17 protein-coding genes and 1 pseudogene are annotated in these 17,921 nt (G+C 68.2%); 10 read left to right on the forward strand and 8 right to left on the reverse strand.

All coding sequences use genetic code 11. The features are described 5' to 3' along the window. The 4 genes from BAU06_RS03850 to BAU06_RS03865 are packed head-to-tail and all read right to left on the reverse strand — an operon-like array spanning position 1 to position 4,344. A complete protein-coding gene (locus tag BAU06_RS03850; protein WP_066344509.1) occupies positions 1-1,002 on the reverse strand; it encodes an ABC transporter ATP-binding protein in 1,002 nt (333 codons plus the stop codon). Continuing rightward, complete coding sequence (locus tag BAU06_RS03855) at positions 999-1,826, reverse strand: ATP-binding cassette domain-containing protein (protein ID WP_197509426.1); 828 nt, start codon at positions 1,824-1,826, stop codon at positions 999-1,001. The genes BAU06_RS03850 and BAU06_RS03855 overlap by 4 nt, the downstream gene beginning before the upstream one ends. After that, positions 1,827-3,452: an ABC transporter substrate-binding protein gene (locus tag BAU06_RS03860; RefSeq protein ID WP_082993511.1), complete on the reverse strand. Its 1,626-nt coding sequence runs from the start codon at positions 3,450-3,452 to the stop codon at positions 1,827-1,829. Between the two features lie 52 nt (positions 3,453-3,504). After that, positions 3,505-4,344, reverse strand: a complete 840-nt coding sequence (locus tag BAU06_RS03865) for a MurR/RpiR family transcriptional regulator (protein ID WP_066344514.1) — start codon at positions 4,342-4,344, stop codon at positions 3,505-3,507. 201 nt (positions 4,345-4,545) lie between these two features. On the opposite strand from BAU06_RS03865, the gene BAU06_RS03870 reads away from it, so the two are divergent. The 4 genes from BAU06_RS03870 to BAU06_RS03885 all read left to right on the forward strand — a co-directional run bounded on the left by BAU06_RS03870 (position 4,546) and on the right by BAU06_RS03885 (position 7,802). After that, complete coding sequence (locus tag BAU06_RS03870) at positions 4,546-4,923, forward strand: response regulator (RefSeq protein WP_197509428.1); 378 nt, start codon at positions 4,546-4,548, stop codon at positions 4,921-4,923. 42 nt (positions 4,924-4,965) lie between these two features. Continuing rightward, positions 4,966-6,708: a sensor histidine kinase gene (locus tag BAU06_RS03875; RefSeq protein ID WP_066668204.1), complete on the forward strand. Its 1,743-nt coding sequence runs from the start codon at positions 4,966-4,968 to the stop codon at positions 6,706-6,708. A gap of 84 nt (positions 6,709-6,792) precedes the next feature. Then, complete coding sequence (locus BAU06_RS03880; protein ID WP_082987958.1) at positions 6,793-7,392, forward strand: Hsp20/alpha crystallin family protein; 600 nt, start codon at positions 6,793-6,795, stop codon at positions 7,390-7,392. Positions 7,393-7,487: 95 nt separating this feature from the next. After that, the gene (locus BAU06_RS03885; RefSeq protein ID WP_156770138.1) at positions 7,488-7,802 is read left to right on the forward strand and encodes a hypothetical protein; all 315 of its coding nucleotides are present in this window, start codon (positions 7,488-7,490) and stop codon (positions 7,800-7,802) included. A gap of 138 nt (positions 7,803-7,940) precedes the next feature. Here the strand turns inward: BAU06_RS03885 and BAU06_RS03890 are convergent. Together BAU06_RS03890 and BAU06_RS03895 are read right to left on the reverse strand one after the other, a co-directional pair. Continuing rightward, positions 7,941-9,041 (reverse strand): annotated as a pseudogene (locus tag BAU06_RS03890) (NADH:flavin oxidoreductase/NADH oxidase); the annotation flags it as partial. A 143-nt stretch (positions 9,042-9,184) separates the two neighbouring features. After that, positions 9,185-10,108, reverse strand: a complete 924-nt coding sequence (locus tag BAU06_RS03895) for an AraC family transcriptional regulator (protein WP_066344525.1) — start codon at positions 10,106-10,108, stop codon at positions 9,185-9,187. Positions 10,109-10,293: 185 nt separating this feature from the next. On the opposite strand from BAU06_RS03895, the gene BAU06_RS03900 reads away from it, so the two are divergent. Then, a complete protein-coding gene (locus BAU06_RS03900) occupies positions 10,294-11,049 on the forward strand; it encodes an SDR family NAD(P)-dependent oxidoreductase (protein ID WP_066344528.1) in 756 nt (251 codons plus the stop codon). Positions 11,050-11,125: 76 nt separating this feature from the next. Here BAU06_RS03900 and BAU06_RS03905 read toward each other — a convergent pair whose 3' ends face one another. Further along, positions 11,126-11,890 carry a GntR family transcriptional regulator gene (locus BAU06_RS03905; protein WP_066344529.1) on the reverse strand — a complete coding sequence of 255 codons (765 nt, stop codon included), beginning with the start codon at positions 11,888-11,890 and terminating at the stop codon, positions 11,126-11,128. A gap of 219 nt (positions 11,891-12,109) precedes the next feature. Between BAU06_RS03905 and BAU06_RS03910 the strand changes: the two genes are divergently transcribed. From BAU06_RS03910 to BAU06_RS03930, 5 genes are read left to right on the forward strand one after another with little or no spacing between them, the layout of a single operon-like run. Further along, positions 12,110-13,219 (forward strand): enolase C-terminal domain-like protein, encoded by a 1,110-nt coding sequence (locus BAU06_RS03910; RefSeq protein ID WP_066344531.1) that lies wholly within the window; start codon positions 12,110-12,112, stop codon positions 13,217-13,219. Positions 13,220-13,259: 40 nt separating this feature from the next. Next, positions 13,260-14,228 carry a tripartite tricarboxylate transporter substrate binding protein gene (locus tag BAU06_RS03915; protein ID WP_066344535.1) on the forward strand — a complete coding sequence of 323 codons (969 nt, stop codon included), beginning with the start codon at positions 13,260-13,262 and terminating at the stop codon, positions 14,226-14,228. 21 nt (positions 14,229-14,249) lie between these two features. Then, positions 14,250-15,134 (forward strand): fumarylacetoacetate hydrolase family protein, encoded by an 885-nt coding sequence (locus tag BAU06_RS03920; RefSeq protein WP_066344539.1) that lies wholly within the window; start codon positions 14,250-14,252, stop codon positions 15,132-15,134. Positions 15,135-15,138: 4 nt separating this feature from the next. Then, positions 15,139-16,155: an NAD(P)-dependent oxidoreductase gene (locus BAU06_RS03925; protein WP_082993512.1), complete on the forward strand. Its 1,017-nt coding sequence runs from the start codon at positions 15,139-15,141 to the stop codon at positions 16,153-16,155. 19 nt (positions 16,156-16,174) lie between these two features. Continuing rightward, complete coding sequence (locus tag BAU06_RS03930) at positions 16,175-17,317, forward strand: mandelate racemase/muconate lactonizing enzyme family protein (RefSeq protein ID WP_066344542.1); 1,143 nt, start codon at positions 16,175-16,177, stop codon at positions 17,315-17,317. Here BAU06_RS03930 and BAU06_RS03935 read toward each other — a convergent pair. Then, complete coding sequence (locus tag BAU06_RS03935; protein WP_066344546.1) at positions 17,314-17,676, reverse strand: nuclear transport factor 2 family protein; 363 nt, start codon at positions 17,674-17,676, stop codon at positions 17,314-17,316. The genes BAU06_RS03930 and BAU06_RS03935 overlap by 4 nt on opposite strands. Between the last annotated feature and the right edge of the window lie 245 nt (positions 17,677-17,921).

The raw sequence follows: 17,921 nt of genomic DNA on the forward strand, positions 1-17,921 counted from the left end.
TCAGGCGCCTATCTCTTCCGCGAAATGGCAGCGCGCCGCGTGCCCCATGGCCAAGGGCCGCAGGGTGGGCATCTCTTTCGTGCAGCGTTCCCGGGCATAAGGGCAGCGGGTGTGGAAATGGCAGCCGCCAGGCGGCCGCGCGGGACTGGGCGGGTCGCCCTTGAGCACGATGCGCCGCGTCCCGCCGCGCCGGGACGCCGCCGAGATGTCCGGGATGGCGGACAGCAGGGCCTGCGTGTAGGGGTGCCGCGGCGTTTCATAGAGATCGTCGGTGTCCGCTTCCTCCACGATCTGGCCCAGGTACATGACGGCGACGCGATGCGACAGCCGGCGCACCACACGCAGGTCGTGCGAAATGAACAGGTAGGCGATGCCGCGCTCGCGCTGCAGCCGTTCCAGCAGCGTGACGACCGTTTCCTGCACGGACACGTCCAGGGCTGAAACCGGTTCGTCGCAGACGATCAGGCTGGGCTGTAGCGCCAGGGCGCGGGCGATGACCGCGCGCTGGGCCTGGCCGCCGCTGATCTGGTGCGGGAAGCGGTCCTTCAATGCCGCGGGTAGCGAGACCGCCTGCATCAGCCCGTCGACGGCGGCGTCGCGTCCGGCGGCCGGGCCGATGCCGTGCAGGTCCAGCGGCTCGCGCAATTGCCGGCCGATGGACAGGCGCGGGTCCAGCGCGGACAAGGGGTTCTGGAAAACGATCTGGACCTCGCGCCGCTTGGCGCGCCATTGCGCGGCGCCCAGGGATGCCAGGTCCTGGCCCTTGAACCGGATGGCGCCGCGCGTGGGACGGTCCAGGCCCACGATCAGGCGGCCGGTGGTGGATTTGCCGCAACCGCTCTCGCCCACCAGGCCCAGGGTTTCGCCGGTCCGCACGTAGAAGGACACGTCTTCCACGGCGCGTATGCCGGCGCCCGTGCCGAACAGTGTGCGCGCGCCGTCGAAATAGCGCCGCAGGCCGCTGACTTCCAGCAGGGGCGGTATGGATGCGCGCGGGGTCATGCCCATTCCTCGCGCCAGCGGTAGACGGGCGCGCGCGCATCCAGGCGCGGCATCGCCGCCAGCAGTTCGCGCGTATAGGCGTCGCGCGGCGCGTCGAACAACTGCCTGGCGGGCGCGCTTTCCACGACGCGGCCATGGCGCATCACCACCACGTCGTCGGCCATTTCCGCGACCACGCCCAGGTCGTGCGTAATGAATAGCATGGCCATGCCAAGTTCGGCCTTCAGGCGGTTCAGCAATTCCAGTATCTGCGCCTGGATGGTCACATCCAGCGCGGTGGTCGGTTCGTCGGCGATCAGCAATTGCGGGCGGCACGCCAGCGCCATGGCGATCATCACGCGCTGCGCCATGCCGCCGGAAAACTGATGCGCATACGAGGCCAGCCGCTGGCGGGGCTCCGCTATGCCCACCATTTCCAGCAGCTCGATGGAGCGCGCGGCGCGGCGCGTCCGGTCCAGCGGCGTGTGCAGGGCCAGCGTTTCGTCCAGCAGCCTGCCCACGGTGTGCACGGGATTGAGCGATCCCAGCGGATCCTGGAACACCATGCCGATGCCGCCGCCGCGCACCTGCCGCAGCTCGCGCTCGGACAGCGCCGCCAGGTCGCGGCCCTGGAACAGGATGCGCCCGCCGGTCTGGCGGCCATTGCGCGCGAGCAGGCCCAGGATCGCCTGGCAGGTGATGCTCTTGCCGCTGCCGCTTTCGCCGACGATGCATAGCGTGCGGCCCTGGCTCACCTGGAAGCCGACGCCGTGCAATACGTCGGCGAAGCCCGCCGACGTGCGAAAGCCCACGCGCAGATCCTCGACGTGAAGAATCGTGTCCAATCAGCGCGTCCCGAAGGAGAAGTTGTCGGGCCGGAAGTCCATGTAGTACTGCGAGTACGGCTGCCACTGGACGTTTTTCTTCATCGCGTAGCCGGTGACCGGGTTATACAGCATGGTCATGGGCATATCGTCCTCGAAGATATCGAGCACCTTGCGGTAGGTCGCCGCGCGACGCGCCACATCGGTGGCGGTGTAAAGCCCTTGCGACAGCGTGTTGAACTCGGGATTGGGCGTATAGATCTTCTGCGACTTCTGCACCTCGGAGTTCGGCCCCCACAGGATCAGCAGCGAGCCGGTGGGATCCGGGATGCGGTAGGTGTTGGACCAGGCATACATCTGCACGCCGGGCTTGCGCACTTCCTTGAAGCTGTCGACGAAATCGATGCGCACGTTGATCCCGACCGCGCGCCACATTTCCTGCAGGATCTGCGCGGCCTCGACGTTGTACAGGTAGTAATTGGGGATCAGCCGGTAGGAGATCTCCTGCCCCTTGTAGCGGCTCTGCTTGAGCAGTTTCTTCGCCTGTTCGGGATCGTAGCGATAGCCGGCGCGCTCCTTGTCGTACAGCGCGCCGAAGCTGGGCAGCTGGTAGCCGTTGGGCGCGTAGGTCCTGCCCTTCCACAAGGCGTCGATCAAGGCCTTGCGGTCGATGGCCAGGCTGAGCGCATGGCGCAGGTTCTTGTCCGAGAGCACCGGGTCGTTGGTATTGAAGACCACGACATGGCTGTTTTCCAGCGGTACGGTCTTCAGCGCCAGGTCCTTGTACGAGGCCAGGCCCTGCCACTGGTCGGGCGGAATTTCGGCGGCGATGTCGTACTCACCGGACACCAGCCCGGCGATGCGCGCCGCCACCTCCGGCACCGACTTGAATACAACGGCCTTGGCCGCCGGCTTGCCTTCGTAGTACGCGTCGAAGGCCCGCAGCGTGATGTGGTCGTTCTTCTGGTAGCCGGCGAACTTGTAGGGACCGGTGCCGACGGGATTGAAGCGCAGCGCCTTGGCGGCCTCGTCCATCCAGGTCTTGGCAGGGACGCCGTCCTTCCGGTACTTGTTCCAGGCCTCGTCGCAGATCACGAAGGACATATAGCTGGACAGCCGCTGCTCGATGGCGGCGTCGTGCTCGGCCGTCGTGAAGCGCACCGTCATGTCGTCCAGTTTTTCGACCTTTCTGAGGTTGCCGAAATAGGCGGGGCCTTCCGCGTAATAGGCATCGGGCCCCCACAGCCGTTCGGCCGAGAAAGTCGCCAGCACGTCGTCCGCATTGAAGGGATTGCCGTCATGGCAGGTCACCCCGGCCCGCAGCTTGACCTCGAAGGTGGTGGGCGTGGTCCACGCCCAGCTGCTTGCCAGCCCCGGCACCAGCCTGGCGCCGCCATTGGCCTGCGGATGGTCGAAGTCGCGCCGGATCAGCGTGTCGTAGATCGAGTAATAAATGCGGACGTCGACGTTGCCGTTGCCCGTGGCCGGGTCCAGGGTGCGCGCCAGTTCGTTGACCGCCACCGTCAGCGTGGGGCGGGTGTCGGGCGCGGACTGGGCCCGCGCGGCGCTGCCCGCGGCCATCGCCATGCCCAGGACGGGCAGGCACAGGAGAATGCCCTGGGCGGCATACCGGTTTAGTTTGAACATACGATTCCCCGCGCGGTATATGGGTGACAGGATGGATGCCAGGAATGGCGGGTCAACCCCGCCGCGGCCGGCTGCCGGCCTTTTCGAAACTCAGCCGAAGGTCTTCCAGCTTGCCCAGGGCCTCCAGCGAGCGGCCGTGGTCCACCCGTGTCAGCTCCAGGATCAGCGTGTTGCAGATGGCCATGGGCACCGTCAGCGACTGGAACTCGCCCGGTTCGCCGCGCCGGGCGGCGATGACCAGCTTCGCCATGGCGGGCAAGGTCAGGTCCGTCAGCAGCACCGTGCCGGCCCCGGCTTCCCGCGCCAGCGCCAGGGCCCGCGCCACGCCCGGGCTTTCGTGGCGGAAGATCATGCCGAACACCAGATCCTTGCCGGTCACGCTGATCAGCTCATCGGCCGCCTGCCAGTCGGCGTGCGACAGGCCCACGGCGTGATAGCCGGACCGCTTCAGCCGGCGGGCGAAGAGTTCCGCCAGGCTGCCGGCGTGGCTTTCGCCCATGACGACGATGCGGCGGGCCCGGCGCAGCAGATCGGTCGCGGCCACGATCTCCTTCTGGCTGACCTGCTCGGCCAGGCGGGCCAGCGCCGCGATCTCTCCGGCGACCAGGGATTCCAGCAGCGTGCGCCCGGTGGCGTTGTCGATGCGCTTGCGCACGCGGGCCGAAGCGTCCAGCTCGAACACCATGGCCTCGCGCATGGCGCGGTAGGAGTCGAAACCCAGCTTGCGGGCCAGACGCCCGGCGGTGGACGGATGCACGCCCGCGCGTTCGGCGATCCTGTGGGCCGGCATGAAACTGCCGATGGTGGTGTCGGACAGCAACACGTCCACCAGCTTGCGGTCGGACCCGGTCAGGGCGTCGTGTTTTTCGGCGATGAGGTCTTCGAAGCGCATCCTGGTGTTCCGGGAAGGGCGGGGCGAGCGATGGATGGGATGGTATGCAAGCCATATTGCAGCATCTTTACAGTTGCAAGAAAACTTGCAGTGCAGCAAAAATTGCGTGGCCGGGGTGGGCCGGCGCGCTGAACCGTATTACCCAAAGTTGCACCGCAAGGCGGAGAAATTGCTTAGGCTTTGGGCATCCAGGAGGGAACCATGGGCGAGCAGATCCTGCATGACCGGCGCATATTGATCGTCGAGGACGAGTACCTGCTTGCCAGCCATTTGCGCAGCGAGCTCGAAGACGCCGGCGCGGTCGTCATCGGGCTGGCGGGTAATGTGCGGGATGCGCTTGCCATGGTGGAATCGGCCCGCTCTCCGCATTGCGCGGTACTCGATATCAATCTGGGCGGGGAATCCGTGCTGCCGGTGGCCGATGCCCTGCTGGCGCGCGGCGTTCCCTTCGTGTTCGCCACCGGCTATGACGAATCGGCGATTCCGCCGCGATACCGAAGCGCCCCCCGCTGCGGCAAGCCGATCGATATGCGGCAGCTCTTGCACGCCATCCACGGCGTCGCTCCCATGCCGGCCTGATCGGCGCATGCCCATGCGCCGGCTGCCTGCAAGGTGACCCGTATGACTTCAAGCGACATGATGCCGCCCGACAATGACGATTTGCATGCGCAAGTGGCCAGCCGTCTCGGCCTGCTGCCGGACTTCTACGGCTCGGCCGCGCTGCCGGCCGGTCCGGCCGCCGCGCTATGGGCCTTCGCCAAAGCCGCGTACCTGGATATCCCCCTGCCTTCGCTGCTGAAGGAACGGCTGTTCGTGCATTTATCGCGCTTCTGCGAGGTCCGCTATTGCATCGTGCGCCATGTCGGCTTCCTGATCGGGGCGGGCCGCCCGGCGGGCGACGCGCATGTTCCGCCGCTGACTGTGCAGCAGGTAATGCGGCTGCTGCGCCGGCCGGTGCCCGTCGCGGCGCAGCTGGACCGCGCGATACGCGAGATGGAAGCCCGCACCGGGCCGGCGGGCCTGCCGGAACCGGACACCGCCGACGAAGCCCGGCTTTTCGATGCGCTGACCGTCCTGTTCCTGGCGCCCTCGCAGGCCGGCCGCGTCCGCGAGGGCGTGGCGAAGCTGGTCGGCGCGGCCAATCTCGAGCTGCTGACCGGCTTCCTGGCCTTTGTGCGGGCGGCGCATTGGTGGACGGAGATGTATCCGCAACTGAACTACGAGCCGGACGCGATCGCCTGCATGGGCCGCGATCCGGCGCTGGCGGCCTTGATGCTGGATGGCAGCGAGGCCATGCAGGCGGCGCTGGATCGCGACGAGCACCGGCTGGCGGCAGCCCGGCTGCGCGAGCGCGAGGCCGATCTCGCGCGCGTGCAGCGCATAGGCGGCGTCGGCGGCATAGACATCGACGTGGCCGACGGGATGCGCGCCTGGCGGTCGCCGGAGTACCTGCGGCTGCACGGCCTGCCGCCCGACGCGCGCGAGGAAACCCACGCCCAGTGGCGCGCCCGCGTGCATCCCGAGGACCGCGACCAGGCGGAGCGCACCCTGATGGACGCCTTGAACGGCGAATCCGGCGGCTACGACAGCGAGTACCGGATCGTGCGGCCGTCCGATGGCGAGGTGCGCTGGATCCATGCCCGCGCCGATATCGAGCGCGATGCCGACGGCAGGGCGGTACGGCTGGTCGGCGCACACATCGACGTTACCGAGTCCAAGCGCATGTACGCGGCCGTGCGCGAGAGCGAGGAAAGGCAGAAGGTGCTGATCGCGGAGCTGCAGCACCGCACCCGCAACCTGATGGGCGTGGTCCGCGTGCTGGCCGACCGCACCGCCCGGGCCAGTACCAGCCTGGACGATTTCAGGGCCCGCCTGGACGACCGCCTGGCCGCCTTGAGCCGCGTCCAGGGCCTGTTGTCCCGGCTGGACGAGTATGACCGGGTGACCTTCGACGAACTGCTCGATACCGAGATCGCCGCCTTGGCGGCGGATGCCGGGCGGGTGACCCGGCGCGGCCCGGCCGGCGTGCGCCTGCGTTCTTCCACGGTGCAGACGCTGGCGATGGCCCTGCACGAGCTGGCGATCAATGCGATGAAATACGGGGCGCTCGCCCAGCCGTCGGGCCGCCTGGCCGTGCAGTGGTCCCTGGAGCGCGCCGGGCCGGACGGCGGGCCGTGGCTGCACGTCGACTGGCGCGAGACGGGCGTCCGGATGCCGCCGCAGGCCGCCACCCGCATGGGACATGGGCGCGAGCTGATCGAGCAGGCATTGCCCTACCAGTTGGGAGCCAGGACTTCCTGCGACTTCGGCGGGGACGGCCTGCACTGCACCTTGTCGATTCCCGTGTCGGCCAGCACGCCGTGACGTCCGCCCGCCGCGCCGGCGGCCGCCGGACGGGAACATCGATTGCGGCGCCCTCCGGGCTCTTGCACCCTTACGGAGGCAACCATGGCAACACGCAACGTCGCTTTATCGGGCCGTCAGTGGCCCGCTTCGCCGATCATGGAGCTGCACCAGGAACTGGATCGGCTTTTTGGCAGTATGTTGGGTGGATGGGGGACGGGCGGTCCTGCCGCGATGGGCGCCATGCCGCAGATGGAGGTCTGCGAAGAAGGCGCGGAGCTGTGCGTTTCGGTGGAGCTGCCCGGCGTGCGGCAGGAAGACCTGGACGTGCGGCTGATGGGCGACACCCTGGTCATCAGCGGTGAAAAGAAGAGCAGTAATGCGCAGCGGGAAGGCGGTATGCATGTCTCGGAACGCAGCTACGGGCGCTTCCAGCGCCAAGTGACCCTGCCCTTCACCCCGGATCCGGAGCGCACCCAGGCCGCGCTGGAAAACGGGGTGCTGACGGTACGCCTGGGCCGCATGCCGGAAAACGCCGGCAGCCGGCGCATCGAGGTCCGCGGGGCGGGCCAGGGCGCCGGGCAGTCCGCCGTGCCGATGCAAGGCCAGGGCGCGGCCACGCCGGCCGGCGGCGCGGGCGCCGCCAGCGCGGCGGGCAGCACGGGCAGCGCGGGCAGCGAAGACGGCGGTCAGACCCCGCCATGACGGGGATCGGGCAGGATCGGGGCAGGACAGGATCCCGCGGGTGCGCCGTGTTGGCGGGCCCCCGGGGGTGGACGGGTAACGCGCAAGGAAACGACATGGCTGATAACCGGAATACGGCTCAACGACGGATAGAAGTGGCGATCGCCAAGGGCAGGGAGCGGCTGCTGGGGGCCGAGCCCGAGCTCGCGCGCAATGCCGATGCGCGGGCGACCGAGAAGGCCGGGGCCGCCCAGGACCAGCGCATCGCCTTCTACGAAGCGGAAATCGAGCGCGAGATCGCCGACTACGCCCGCTCGCAGGGCGTGGACGAGCTGGACATGCTGCTGCGGCTGGGCGTCGATTCCGATGAAGAGGCCGAAGAACTGCGCGCCTTGCGGCGCGAATTCGAGGAAGGCGCCAAGGGCGCCTGACCGGCGGCGCCGCATCCGCCGTGCCGCCTGTCAGCGCCGGCGCGGCGCCGCCGCCGAAGACGCGTCCACGTCCTCTTCCAGGCTGATGCGGCTGTTGTCGCCCTGCGTCCAGCGCGGCTCGGGGCTGACCGGCCCCGATTCGCCGAACAGGGCCTTGTGCCGGGAAGGCTGCGAACGCAGGTACTGCTTGGGCGCGCGCACGTGGGCGCCCAGCTCCGCCGCCGCATGCCAGGGCCAGCGCGGGTCGTAGAGCACCGTGCGGGCCAGCGCGATCATGTCGGCGTCACCGGTGGCGACCACGGTTTCGGCCTGTTCCGGACTGGTGATCAGGCCTACCGTCACCACCGGAATACCGACCGCTGCCTTCACGGCCCGCGCCAGCGGTACCTGGTAGCCGGGGCCGACGGGGATCCGCTGGCGCGGGTCCAGGCCGCCGCTGGAGACGTGGATCGCGTCGCATCCGTTCGATTCCAGGGCGCGCGCGAAGGCGATGGTCTGCCCAATGTCCCATCCGCCTTCCACCCAATCGGTGCCGGACACCCGTACCGTTACCGACTTGTCGGCCGGGAAGGCGGCGCGCACGGCATCGAAGACTTCCAGCGGAAAGCGCATGCGGTTCTCCAGCGAGCCGCCGTACTCGTCGTCGCGCCGGTTGGACAGCGGCGACAGGAACTGATGCAGCAGGTAGCCGTGGGCGGCGTGGATCTGCACCGCGTCGATGCCCAGGCGATGGGCGCGCTGGGCGGCCTCCACGAAGGCGAGCCTCAGCCTTTGCAGGCCGTCGCGATCCAGGGCGGTGGGCGGGTGTTCTCCTTCGCCGCCCGGGATGGCCGAGGGCGCCACGGTCTGCCATCCGTGCGGATCGCCGGGCGGCAGCTGGGCGCCGCCCGCCCAGGGCACTTCGGTGGAGGCCTTGCGGCCCGCGTGCGCCAGCTGGATGGCGATGGGCATATCCGACCAACGCCGCAGCGATTGCAATACCTTGCTCATCGCGGCCTCGGTTTCATCGTTCCACAGCCCTACGTCCGCCCAGGTGATGCGGCCTTCCGGCGTCACGGCGGTGGCCTCGATGGTCAGCAGCGCCGCGCCGGACAGGGCGAGATGGCCCAGGTGGATCAGATGCCAATCGTTCATGCAGCCGTCCTGTGCCGAGTACTGGCACATGGGCGCGATGACGATGCGATTGGGCAGGCGCAGGTTGCGCACGCGAATGGGCTGGAACAGAACGGGATTGGGCATGGTGGGTCTCCTGGCGCCGCGGGGCAGGCGCCCGCGCGCCCGCATCCGGCCCGTGGTCACAAGAACCGTGCCGCTCGCATCCGCGCGCGGCCGTCCCGCGATGCCGTGAGACCGGCGGTCCTGCTTGGCGTGAAACGGCCCGCTCAGCCGGGCATGCCGGACGCGGCCACGGTGGCGGGCGCCGGCCGCGCCGCGTCGCGCACCGCCTCGGCGTCCCTGGCCGGCGGCAGGCCGAACATGCGGCGATACTCCCGGGTGAATTGCTGCACGCTCTCGTAGCCGACCGCGAAGGCGGCGCTGCTGGCCGACAGGCCTTCGGCGGTCATCAGCCGCCGCGCCTCGATCAGCCGCAGCTGCTTCTGGAACTGTAGCGGCGTCAGCGACGTGGCCCCGCGAAAATGCTTGTGGAAAGCGGAGGGACTCATGCCCGCGGCCTCGGCAAGCCGCGCCACGGGCAGCGCTTGCGCGTATTCCTTCCTGAGCAACGCCACCGCGCGCGCCACCCGCCGGGTGTGGTTCCCGGCCCCGCCCAGTTGCCGGATGGCGGCGCCATGCCGGCCGGCCAGCAGCCAATAGTGCATCTCGCGCAGCAACTGGGCCTGCAGCACGGGCAGCGCGGCCGGGCGCTCCACCAGGCGCATCAGGCGCAGCGCCGCGTCGGCGACTTCGCCGTCCGTGGGCTCCACCGTGACGGCGGCGCCTGGCGCCGCCCGGTCCAGCTTCATCTCCACCGCGAGCTCGCCCAGGATGGCCAGGTCCAGGTCCAGCACCAGCGAAAAATAAGGCTGCGCCGGACTGGCCCGCGTGATCTGGCTGACGGTGGGCACGTCCGCGGCGATCAGCAGCGAATCGCCGGCGGTGAAGGAAAAGGTTTCCGCGCCTGTCGTGACGCGTTTGCTTCCCTGCAGCACCAGGCAGGCCAGGGGCCGCGAGATGGCGTATTCGATGCTGCTGGGCGACGTGGCCCGGATCAGCGCCAGTCCCGGCACGGGCGTGCGGGCCACGCCGGCGGGATCGGCGCAGGCCTCGGCGTAGCGGCGCACGGTATCGAGCAAGGCAGGGTTCATGGTGGCGTGCCGGGAATGTCCAGGAGTTCACGAGAGCGGTCCAGGCCTGCATCGTAGCGGCTCCCGGCGCCAAGCATATCGTCGGTGCAGGAATAGGCCAATAAGGTCTAGATTCAGGCAAAGCCCGGCGCCGCCATCGGCCGCAGAATGCTCCCTGTTCGCATCGTCAACCAAGGAGCCATTCCATGACCACGATTTCCCTCGTGACCGGCGGCAGCCGCGGCCTGGGCCGCAACACCGCCCTGAACATCGCCCGCAAGGGCGGCGACGTCATCGTCACCTACCACAGCCGCGCGGCCGAGGCCGAGGCCGTCGTCGCCGAAATCGGCAAGCTGGGCCGCAAGGCGGCCGCGCTGCAGCTGGATGCCGGCAACGCCGCCACATTCGCCGATTTCGCGGCGCGCCTGAAGGACACCCTGGGGCAGGCCTGGGGGCGCGACACTTTCGATCATCTCGTCAACAATGCGGGCCATGGCGACATGGCGCCCCTGGCCGAGATGAGCGAGCAAGCCTTCGACAAACTGGTCGACGTGCATTTCAAGGGCGTGTTCTTCCTGACGCAGAAACTGCTGCCGCTCCTGGCGGACGGCGGCCGCATCGTCAATCTGTCCAGCGGCCTGACGCGCGTCTCGGCCGAAGGCTGGTCCGCCTATGCCGCCGCCAAAGGGGCGGTCGAGGTCCTGACGGTGTACATGGCCAAGGAACTGGGCCGCCGCGGGATTACGGTCAACGCGGTCGCGCCCGGCGCGATCGAGACCGACTTCTTCGGCGGCGCCGTGCGTGACACGCCGGACTTCAACCGCCTGTTCGCCGGCATGACGGCGCTGGGCCGCGTGGGCGTGCCCGACGACATCGGCCCGATGATCGCCAGCCTGCTGTCCGAGGACAACCGCTGGATCAACGCGCAGCGTATCGAAGTGTCCGGCGGCCAGGGGATCTAGGGTTCCCCCGCGGGTCCCTGACCGGGAGGACCCTGACGGGAGGACCCTGACCGGGCGTCCCTGACCGGGCGTCCCTTCAGTGATCCTGCATCAGCAATTGCCGCGCGTTGGGCGGTATGTAGGCGTGCTGGAAGTAGATGGCCTCGCCGTTCTGGTCCGCGGCCACGATGTCGAGCCGCACGCCCACGGTGTTGCGCGGCAGCTTCAAGGCCTGGACGACGAAGGGCGGCAGCTTGGCCACGCTCATGCGCTCCGTATATGACGCCGTCGGCTGGCCATACTTGCGCGCCAGCAGGTCCTTGAAGCTGACGCCGTTCAGTTCGGCAAGATTGACCGACGTCAGTTCGGGAAAGCGGCTGCTGTTGAAGTAGATCCGCACGTACAGCGAGAACTCGTTATTGATCGAGAATTCGCGGTCGATACAGGTGATGTTCTCGGTCTTCAGCAGCTCGGTCCACGGGCCGTAGTCCTCCACCGCGTAGCGTTTCAGCACGTTGGTGTAGATAGGCAATATGCCTTCGCCCGTGTCGTCGATGAAACGGAAATGCTGGAACGGCCCGCCCATGGGATACCGGCGCTTGGCCACGTAGGTGCCCGCGCCGTGGCGCCGCACCAGCACGCCTTCGTCCACCAGCATACGCAGCGCCCGCTGCACCGTTCCCAGGCTCAGCCCCGTCGCTTCCACCAGCATGTCCTCCGGCGGCAGTTGCTGGCCGGGTTCCCATTGCCCGCCGGAGATCTCCTGGGCGAGCGCATTCTTCAGTTGCAGATATTTGGGCAGTCCCTCCGGACCGGCAAGGCGGATGCGAGGCAGGGAGCGGGAAGCAGCATTTTTTGGCATCGCGACAGTTTATCTCCAAGCCGTTACATGGACCGGGGGGCAGCCGCCGCGTGATCGTGCGCCTACGGCCAGGGCGCCGCGCCCACCGGTCGTCGGGCGGCCAGCTCGCTTGCCGCGGTTTTTTCATCGGCGCCCGTTGACAGCGCGGAAGCTTTGCAAGACACTTAGTCCTATATAGGACTATAGTAATTCAAATTTCCCCCACCAACGGAACGCGCAATGAAGATCGTCGACGTCACGCTCACCCTGTTCGCCTGGGACGACATCCCGCCCACCAGCTATGCCGCGCATACGGGCAAGTTCGCCGGGTCCAGCAAGATCGGCCTGCTCAAGATCGAGACCGACGAAGGCATCACGGGCCATGCCTTCCTGGGATCCGCCTACTACGGCGGGGACCTGGACGGCCCCAACCTGATCAAGTACCTGAAACCCATCCTGATGGGCGAGGATCCGCTGGACCGGGAGCGCCTGAACCAGGCCCTGTGGCGCCGTTCGCGCACCACCACCGTGCGCACCATAGGCGCCTGCGACGTGGCCCTGTGGGACATCTGCGGAAAGGCGGCGGGCATGCCCATCCACCGCCTGCTCGGCTCCTACCGCGATCGCGTCAAGGCCTATGCCAGCTCCATGATCCTGGACAGCCCGCAGGCCTATGCGGAGGAAGCCCTGCACTACAAGTCGCTGAACTGGGCGGCCTACAAAATCCATCCGCCCCATCCCTGGCAGCAGGACATCAAGGTATGCAAGGCCGTGCGCGAGGCGGTGGGAGACGACTACCTGGTCATGCTGGACGCGGCCTGGAGCTATCAGTATCCGGAGGCCGTGCGCGTGGGCCGCGCGCTGCAGGAGCTGAATTACTACTGGTACGAAGACCCCCTGCACGACGCCGATGTGTACAACTATGTGAAGCTGAAGCAGCAGCTGCACATCCCCATCATGGCAACGGAATTCCCGGCGGCGGGCCTGGACTCCTACGCGCCGTGGGTGCTGCAGCAGGCCACGGATTTCCTGCGCGGCGACGTCGCCCTGAAAGGCGGCATCACGACCATGATGAAGACGGCGCACCTGGCGGAATCCTTCCGCATGAACTACGAAGTGCATCACGGCGGGAATTCGCTGAACAATGTGGCGGGCCTGCATGTGATCATGGCCTTGAAGAACACCGAGTTCTTCGAGGTATTGCTGCCGGACGGCGCGCAGAAGTACGGCCTGGCGACGGACATCCAGGCCGATGCCGACGGTTATGTGTACGCGCCCACCGGCCCCGGCCTGGGCGCGGATATCGACTTCGACCTGATCGAGCGGAAACGGGTCGCCGTCCTGTCATAGGCGATCCGCCGCCACGAGATAACAAAACAAGGAGGAAGACATGCGCACGTTCAAACAGGGCATGGCCGCGGCGCTGCTGGCGGCACTGGCGATCTGCCCGGCGGCCGCCAGGGCCGCCTGGCCCGAGCACAATATCAACATCGTGGTCCCGTTCGCCGCCGGAGGCAGCACGGATATCGTCGCGCGCATATTGGCGCGCGACCTGGGCAAGGCGCTGGGGCAGCCCGTGGTCGTGGAGAACAAGCCGGGCGCCAGCGGCAATATCGCGGGCGACTATGTGGCCCGGTCCGCCCCGGACGGCTACACGCTGTTCATGGGCACCAGCACGTCCATCGCCAATATCGCGCTGTTCAAGAAGCTGCCCTTCGACATCCTGAAGGATTTCATTCCGGTCTCGCAGATCGCCAATACGCCGCTGGTGCTGGTGGCCAACAACAACCTGCCGGCCAACGACGTGTCGGACCTGATCAAGCTGGCCAAGGAACGGCCGGGCCAGTTGAACTACGGTTCCGGCGGTCCGGGCACCTCCCAGCACCTGGGCGGCGTCATGTTCGCCAAGCTCGCCAAGGTGGAAATGACCCATGTGCCCTACAAGGGCGCTGCGCCGGCCATGTCGGACGTCATCGGCGGGAACATCCAGATCATGTTCGCGCCGCTGATCGACGCGCTGACGTTCATACGCAGCGGCAAGGTGAAGGCCCTGGGTATTACCACCAGCAAGCCGGCCCCCCAGATACCCGACGTGCCGCCCATCGCCAAGACGCTGCCGGGTTTCGACATATCGACCTGGAACGCGGTGTTCGTCCCGGCCAAGACGCCGCCCGCGGTGGTGGACGCGCTTTCCCGGCACATCGTCACCGTCACCCGCAGCCCGGAAATGCGGCAGGCCATCGAAAACCAGGGGTCGGAGGCGGTGGGCAGCACGCCGCAGGAATTCAAGACTTTCCTGGATCGCGAAGTCGTGCTGTGGAAAGACCTGGTCCAGTCCTCCGGCGCTTCCGCCGATTGACCGCGGCGGAGCTCGATAGCCATGCGTTTCGTTACCTTCGAACACCAGGGCCAGGTCCGCGCCGGCGCGCTGTGGCCGCCGGCCGGCCAGCCGGAGCACGTCATCGACGGCGCGCACCCGGCCCGCCCCGCCCCGCTGCAGCCGCTGGCGGCCTCGATGCAGGCGTGGATCGAGGCCGGCCTGGTGGCGCTTTCCCGGGCGCTGAAAGCGTCGCCGCCCGCGGCATCCTGCCTGTTGCCCTTGTCGGGGGTGCGCCTGCTGGCGCCCTTGCCCAGCCCCGGCAAGATCGTCGGCGCGGCGTTCAATTACCTGGATGCGCTGGCGGCCGGCAACCGGCCGCTGCCGGAGGAGCCCGTGCTTTTCGTCAAGTCGCGCGCGACGGTCGTCGGTCCCGATGCGCCCATCCGGCTCATCCCCGGCAACCAGGTGACCTACGAGGCCGAACTGGCGGCCGTCATCGGCAAGCCGGCATTGCGCGTCCATCGCGATGATGCCACGGCCCATGTCTGCGGCTATGCCATCTTCAACGACGTGAGCTATACGAATATGGTGCGCGAGGATTGCGGTTTCGTGCGCGGCAAGAACCAGGCGACTTCCGGGCCGCTGGGGCCGTGGATCGTTTCCGCCGACGACATCGCGGACCCGCACGATCTGGCCGTGGAACTGGATGTCGACGGCGTCGCGCTGCAAGCCTCCAATACATCGCAGATGCTGTTCCGCATCGACGAGCTGGTGGCGCATGCGTCGGCCCGCATGCCGCTGGACGTGGGCGACATCATCGCCACCGGCACGCCGGCGGGCGTGGCCGTGAACCACGTTCCTCCGGCCTGGCTGCGGCATGGCCAGCGCGCCACCCTGCGCATCAGCGGCCTGGGAGAACTCAGCAACCCTATCGTGGAGATATAAAGGCATGGCCGCCGATACGCCAGGCCCGCGCGACGATGCGCCGACACGCGACGGAACCCCGCCGCGGGGCGGCACCGCCATCGTCCTGCTGACCGACCCCATCCACGCCGATGAATATGCCCGCCTGTCCCGGCATGCGCGCGTCATCGTGGCGCCCGACAGCCGGCCGGATACCCTGCGCGCGCTGGTGGCCGAGGCCGACGTCCTGGTCGTGCGCTCCCGCTTGCCGGACGACATCTTCGACCATGCGAAGCGCCTGAAGGGCGTGGTCCGCCATGGCGTGGGCGTGGACCTGATTCCCATGCAGCGTGCCGATGCGCTGAAGATTCCGGTCGCCAACATGCCCGGCTCGAACACGGCGTCCGTGGTCGAGTATTGCATCAACGCCATGTTCCACCTGTCGCGCGACATGCAGGCGCTCGCGCTGCGGGATCCGGTTGCCGACTGGGCGGGACGGCGCGCGGCCGCCGACGGCACGCTGGAGCTGAATGAGCGCACCTTGGGCATCGTGGGCGTGGGCACGATAGGCGGCGCGCTGGCGCGCGTGGCGCTGGCCCTGGGCATGAAGGTATGCGGCCTGACCCGCCGGCCGGAAACACTGCCGGACGGCGTCGGCGCGGTGGACAAGCCCACGCTCTTCGGCCGCGCCGACGTGGTCGTCCTGGCCTGCCCGCTGACGCCGGAAACGCGCGGCATGGTCGACGCCGCGACGCTGGCCGCGATGAAGCCCGACGCCTTGCTGATCAACGTGTCGCGCGGCGCCGTGGTGGACACCGCGGCCTTGATGCAGGCCTTGCAGGCCGGCCGCCTGGGCGGCGCCGCGCTGGACGTGCACGACGTGCAGCCGATACCTGCGGATCTCTATCCGCGCGCGCTGCCCAGGCTGCTGTTGACGCCCCATGTGGCGGGCATCACCCGATCGAGCATGCGCCGCATGAGCCGCGGCACTGTGGACGAGGTGCTGCGCCTGCTGCGTGGCGAACGCTACGCCAACCCCGTCAACCCGCAGGTATACGAATAATCGCCACACGCAGACCGCCATGAAGATTACGCAGATCCGTGCCTATCCCGTTTCCGTTCCCGTGCCCCCCGACAAATCCGTCACCCTGGGCATAGGCCGCAGCGTCAAGCGCGACGCCGTGCTGGTGCGCGTCGACACCGACGACGGCCGGGTGGGTTGGGGCGAGGCGCACCATGGCCGCTGCCCCGGCGCCATCGCCAGGCTGATCGATACCACGATGCGCGAACTGGTCCTGGGCATGGATGCCATGGACGTTTCCGGCGTGTGGGCGCGCGTGTACAAGATGCAGATCGGCAGCCATGGCATGGGCACCGCCGCCGCGCTGGCGCTCAGCGGCCTGGACCTGGCCCTATGGGACCTGCGCTGCCAGGCGGCCGGCTTGCCGCTGTATGCCCTGCTGGGCGGCAGGAACCGGCCCGTCAAGGCCTACGCCGGCGGCATATCGCTGGGATGGCAGGCCCCCGAGTCCCTGGCCGAAGAGGCCCGTCGCTATGTGGAGCAGGGCTACCGGGCCGTGAAGCTGCGCGTCGGCGACACGGTGGGCCGCGATATCGCCCGGGTCGCGGCCGTGCGCCAGGCGCTGGGCGACGATATCGATATCCTGGTGGACGCCAACACCAGCTACACGCTGGACGACGTCAGGCGCGTCATGCCGGCCTACGACGAGCTGCGCGTGGGTTGGCTGGAAGAACCTTTTCCCGCCGACGACCTGGCCCTGTACCGCCGCGCCGCCGGGCTGGGCCGCACCCCGCTGGCGGCGGGGGAAAACCACTACACCCGCTACGAATTCGATCCGCTGCTGGCGTCGGAAGCGATAGGGTTCGCGCAGCCGGACCTGTCCAAGGCCGGCGGCATCACGGAGTGCCTGAAGATCGCGGCCATCGCGGGCGCGCGGCGCATCGCCATCCATCCGCATACGTCCGCCACCGCCATCAACATGGCGACGTCCATCGGCTTCCTGTGCGGCATCGACAACCCCGGCTATTTCGAGGCCGACCTGACGCCGTACAACCCTTTCCGGGACGACATGACGGACCAGCCGCCCTATGTCCTGGATGCCGACGGCTGCGTGCGGGCGCTGGAAGGGGTGGGCATAGGCCTGCGCATCGATCCGGCCTTCATCGCCGCCCATCCCCTGATCGAAGGACCGTGCTACGTCTAGGACAGGCGCGGCTTGCCGAGGGCAAAGGACGCGCGCTGGATGCGCCCGTCCACCACCTCGTACACGCATAGCATTTCCATGGTCCCCACGCCCTCCGGGAAGTTGCGCGTGACCACCTCCAGGTCCGTGACGATGTTGTCCATGACGGTGCGGGCCAGCAGGCGCGCATGCAGGTCCGGTTCGGCCAATCGCGCGGCAAACCGCGCGCGCATGGCCTCGTGGCCCTTGGCCAGCAGGGGGCCGTGCAGCGCATATTGCTCGGCGTCCGGCGCATAGGCCTGCAGCAGCGCATCCAGGTCCTTGGCGTTGTAGGCATCCAGCTGCTTCTGGACGACGGCGGCGGGGGAGTCTTGCGTCATGTCGCGGTACCCTGGGGTTGAAAGGCCGTTAGCTTAAGGGATCCGCCTCGTTCGCCGGAAGCCGGGCGCGACACGCTCGCGCACCGGCCGCCCGGATACACTCGGGCGGTCATACCTGCTTGGGGAAAAGAAATGGACGCGCCCGCACTATCCATAGGCCTGGTGCTGTATCCGCGGCTGACGCAGCTGGACCTGACCGGGCCCGCCGAAGTGTTCTGTGACCGCCGGGGCTGCGTCCCGGGGCA

It is taken from the genome of Bordetella bronchialis, from assembly GCF_001676705.1.
Classification (GTDB): Bacteria; Pseudomonadota; Gammaproteobacteria; order Burkholderiales; family Burkholderiaceae_B; genus Bordetella_C; species Bordetella_C bronchialis.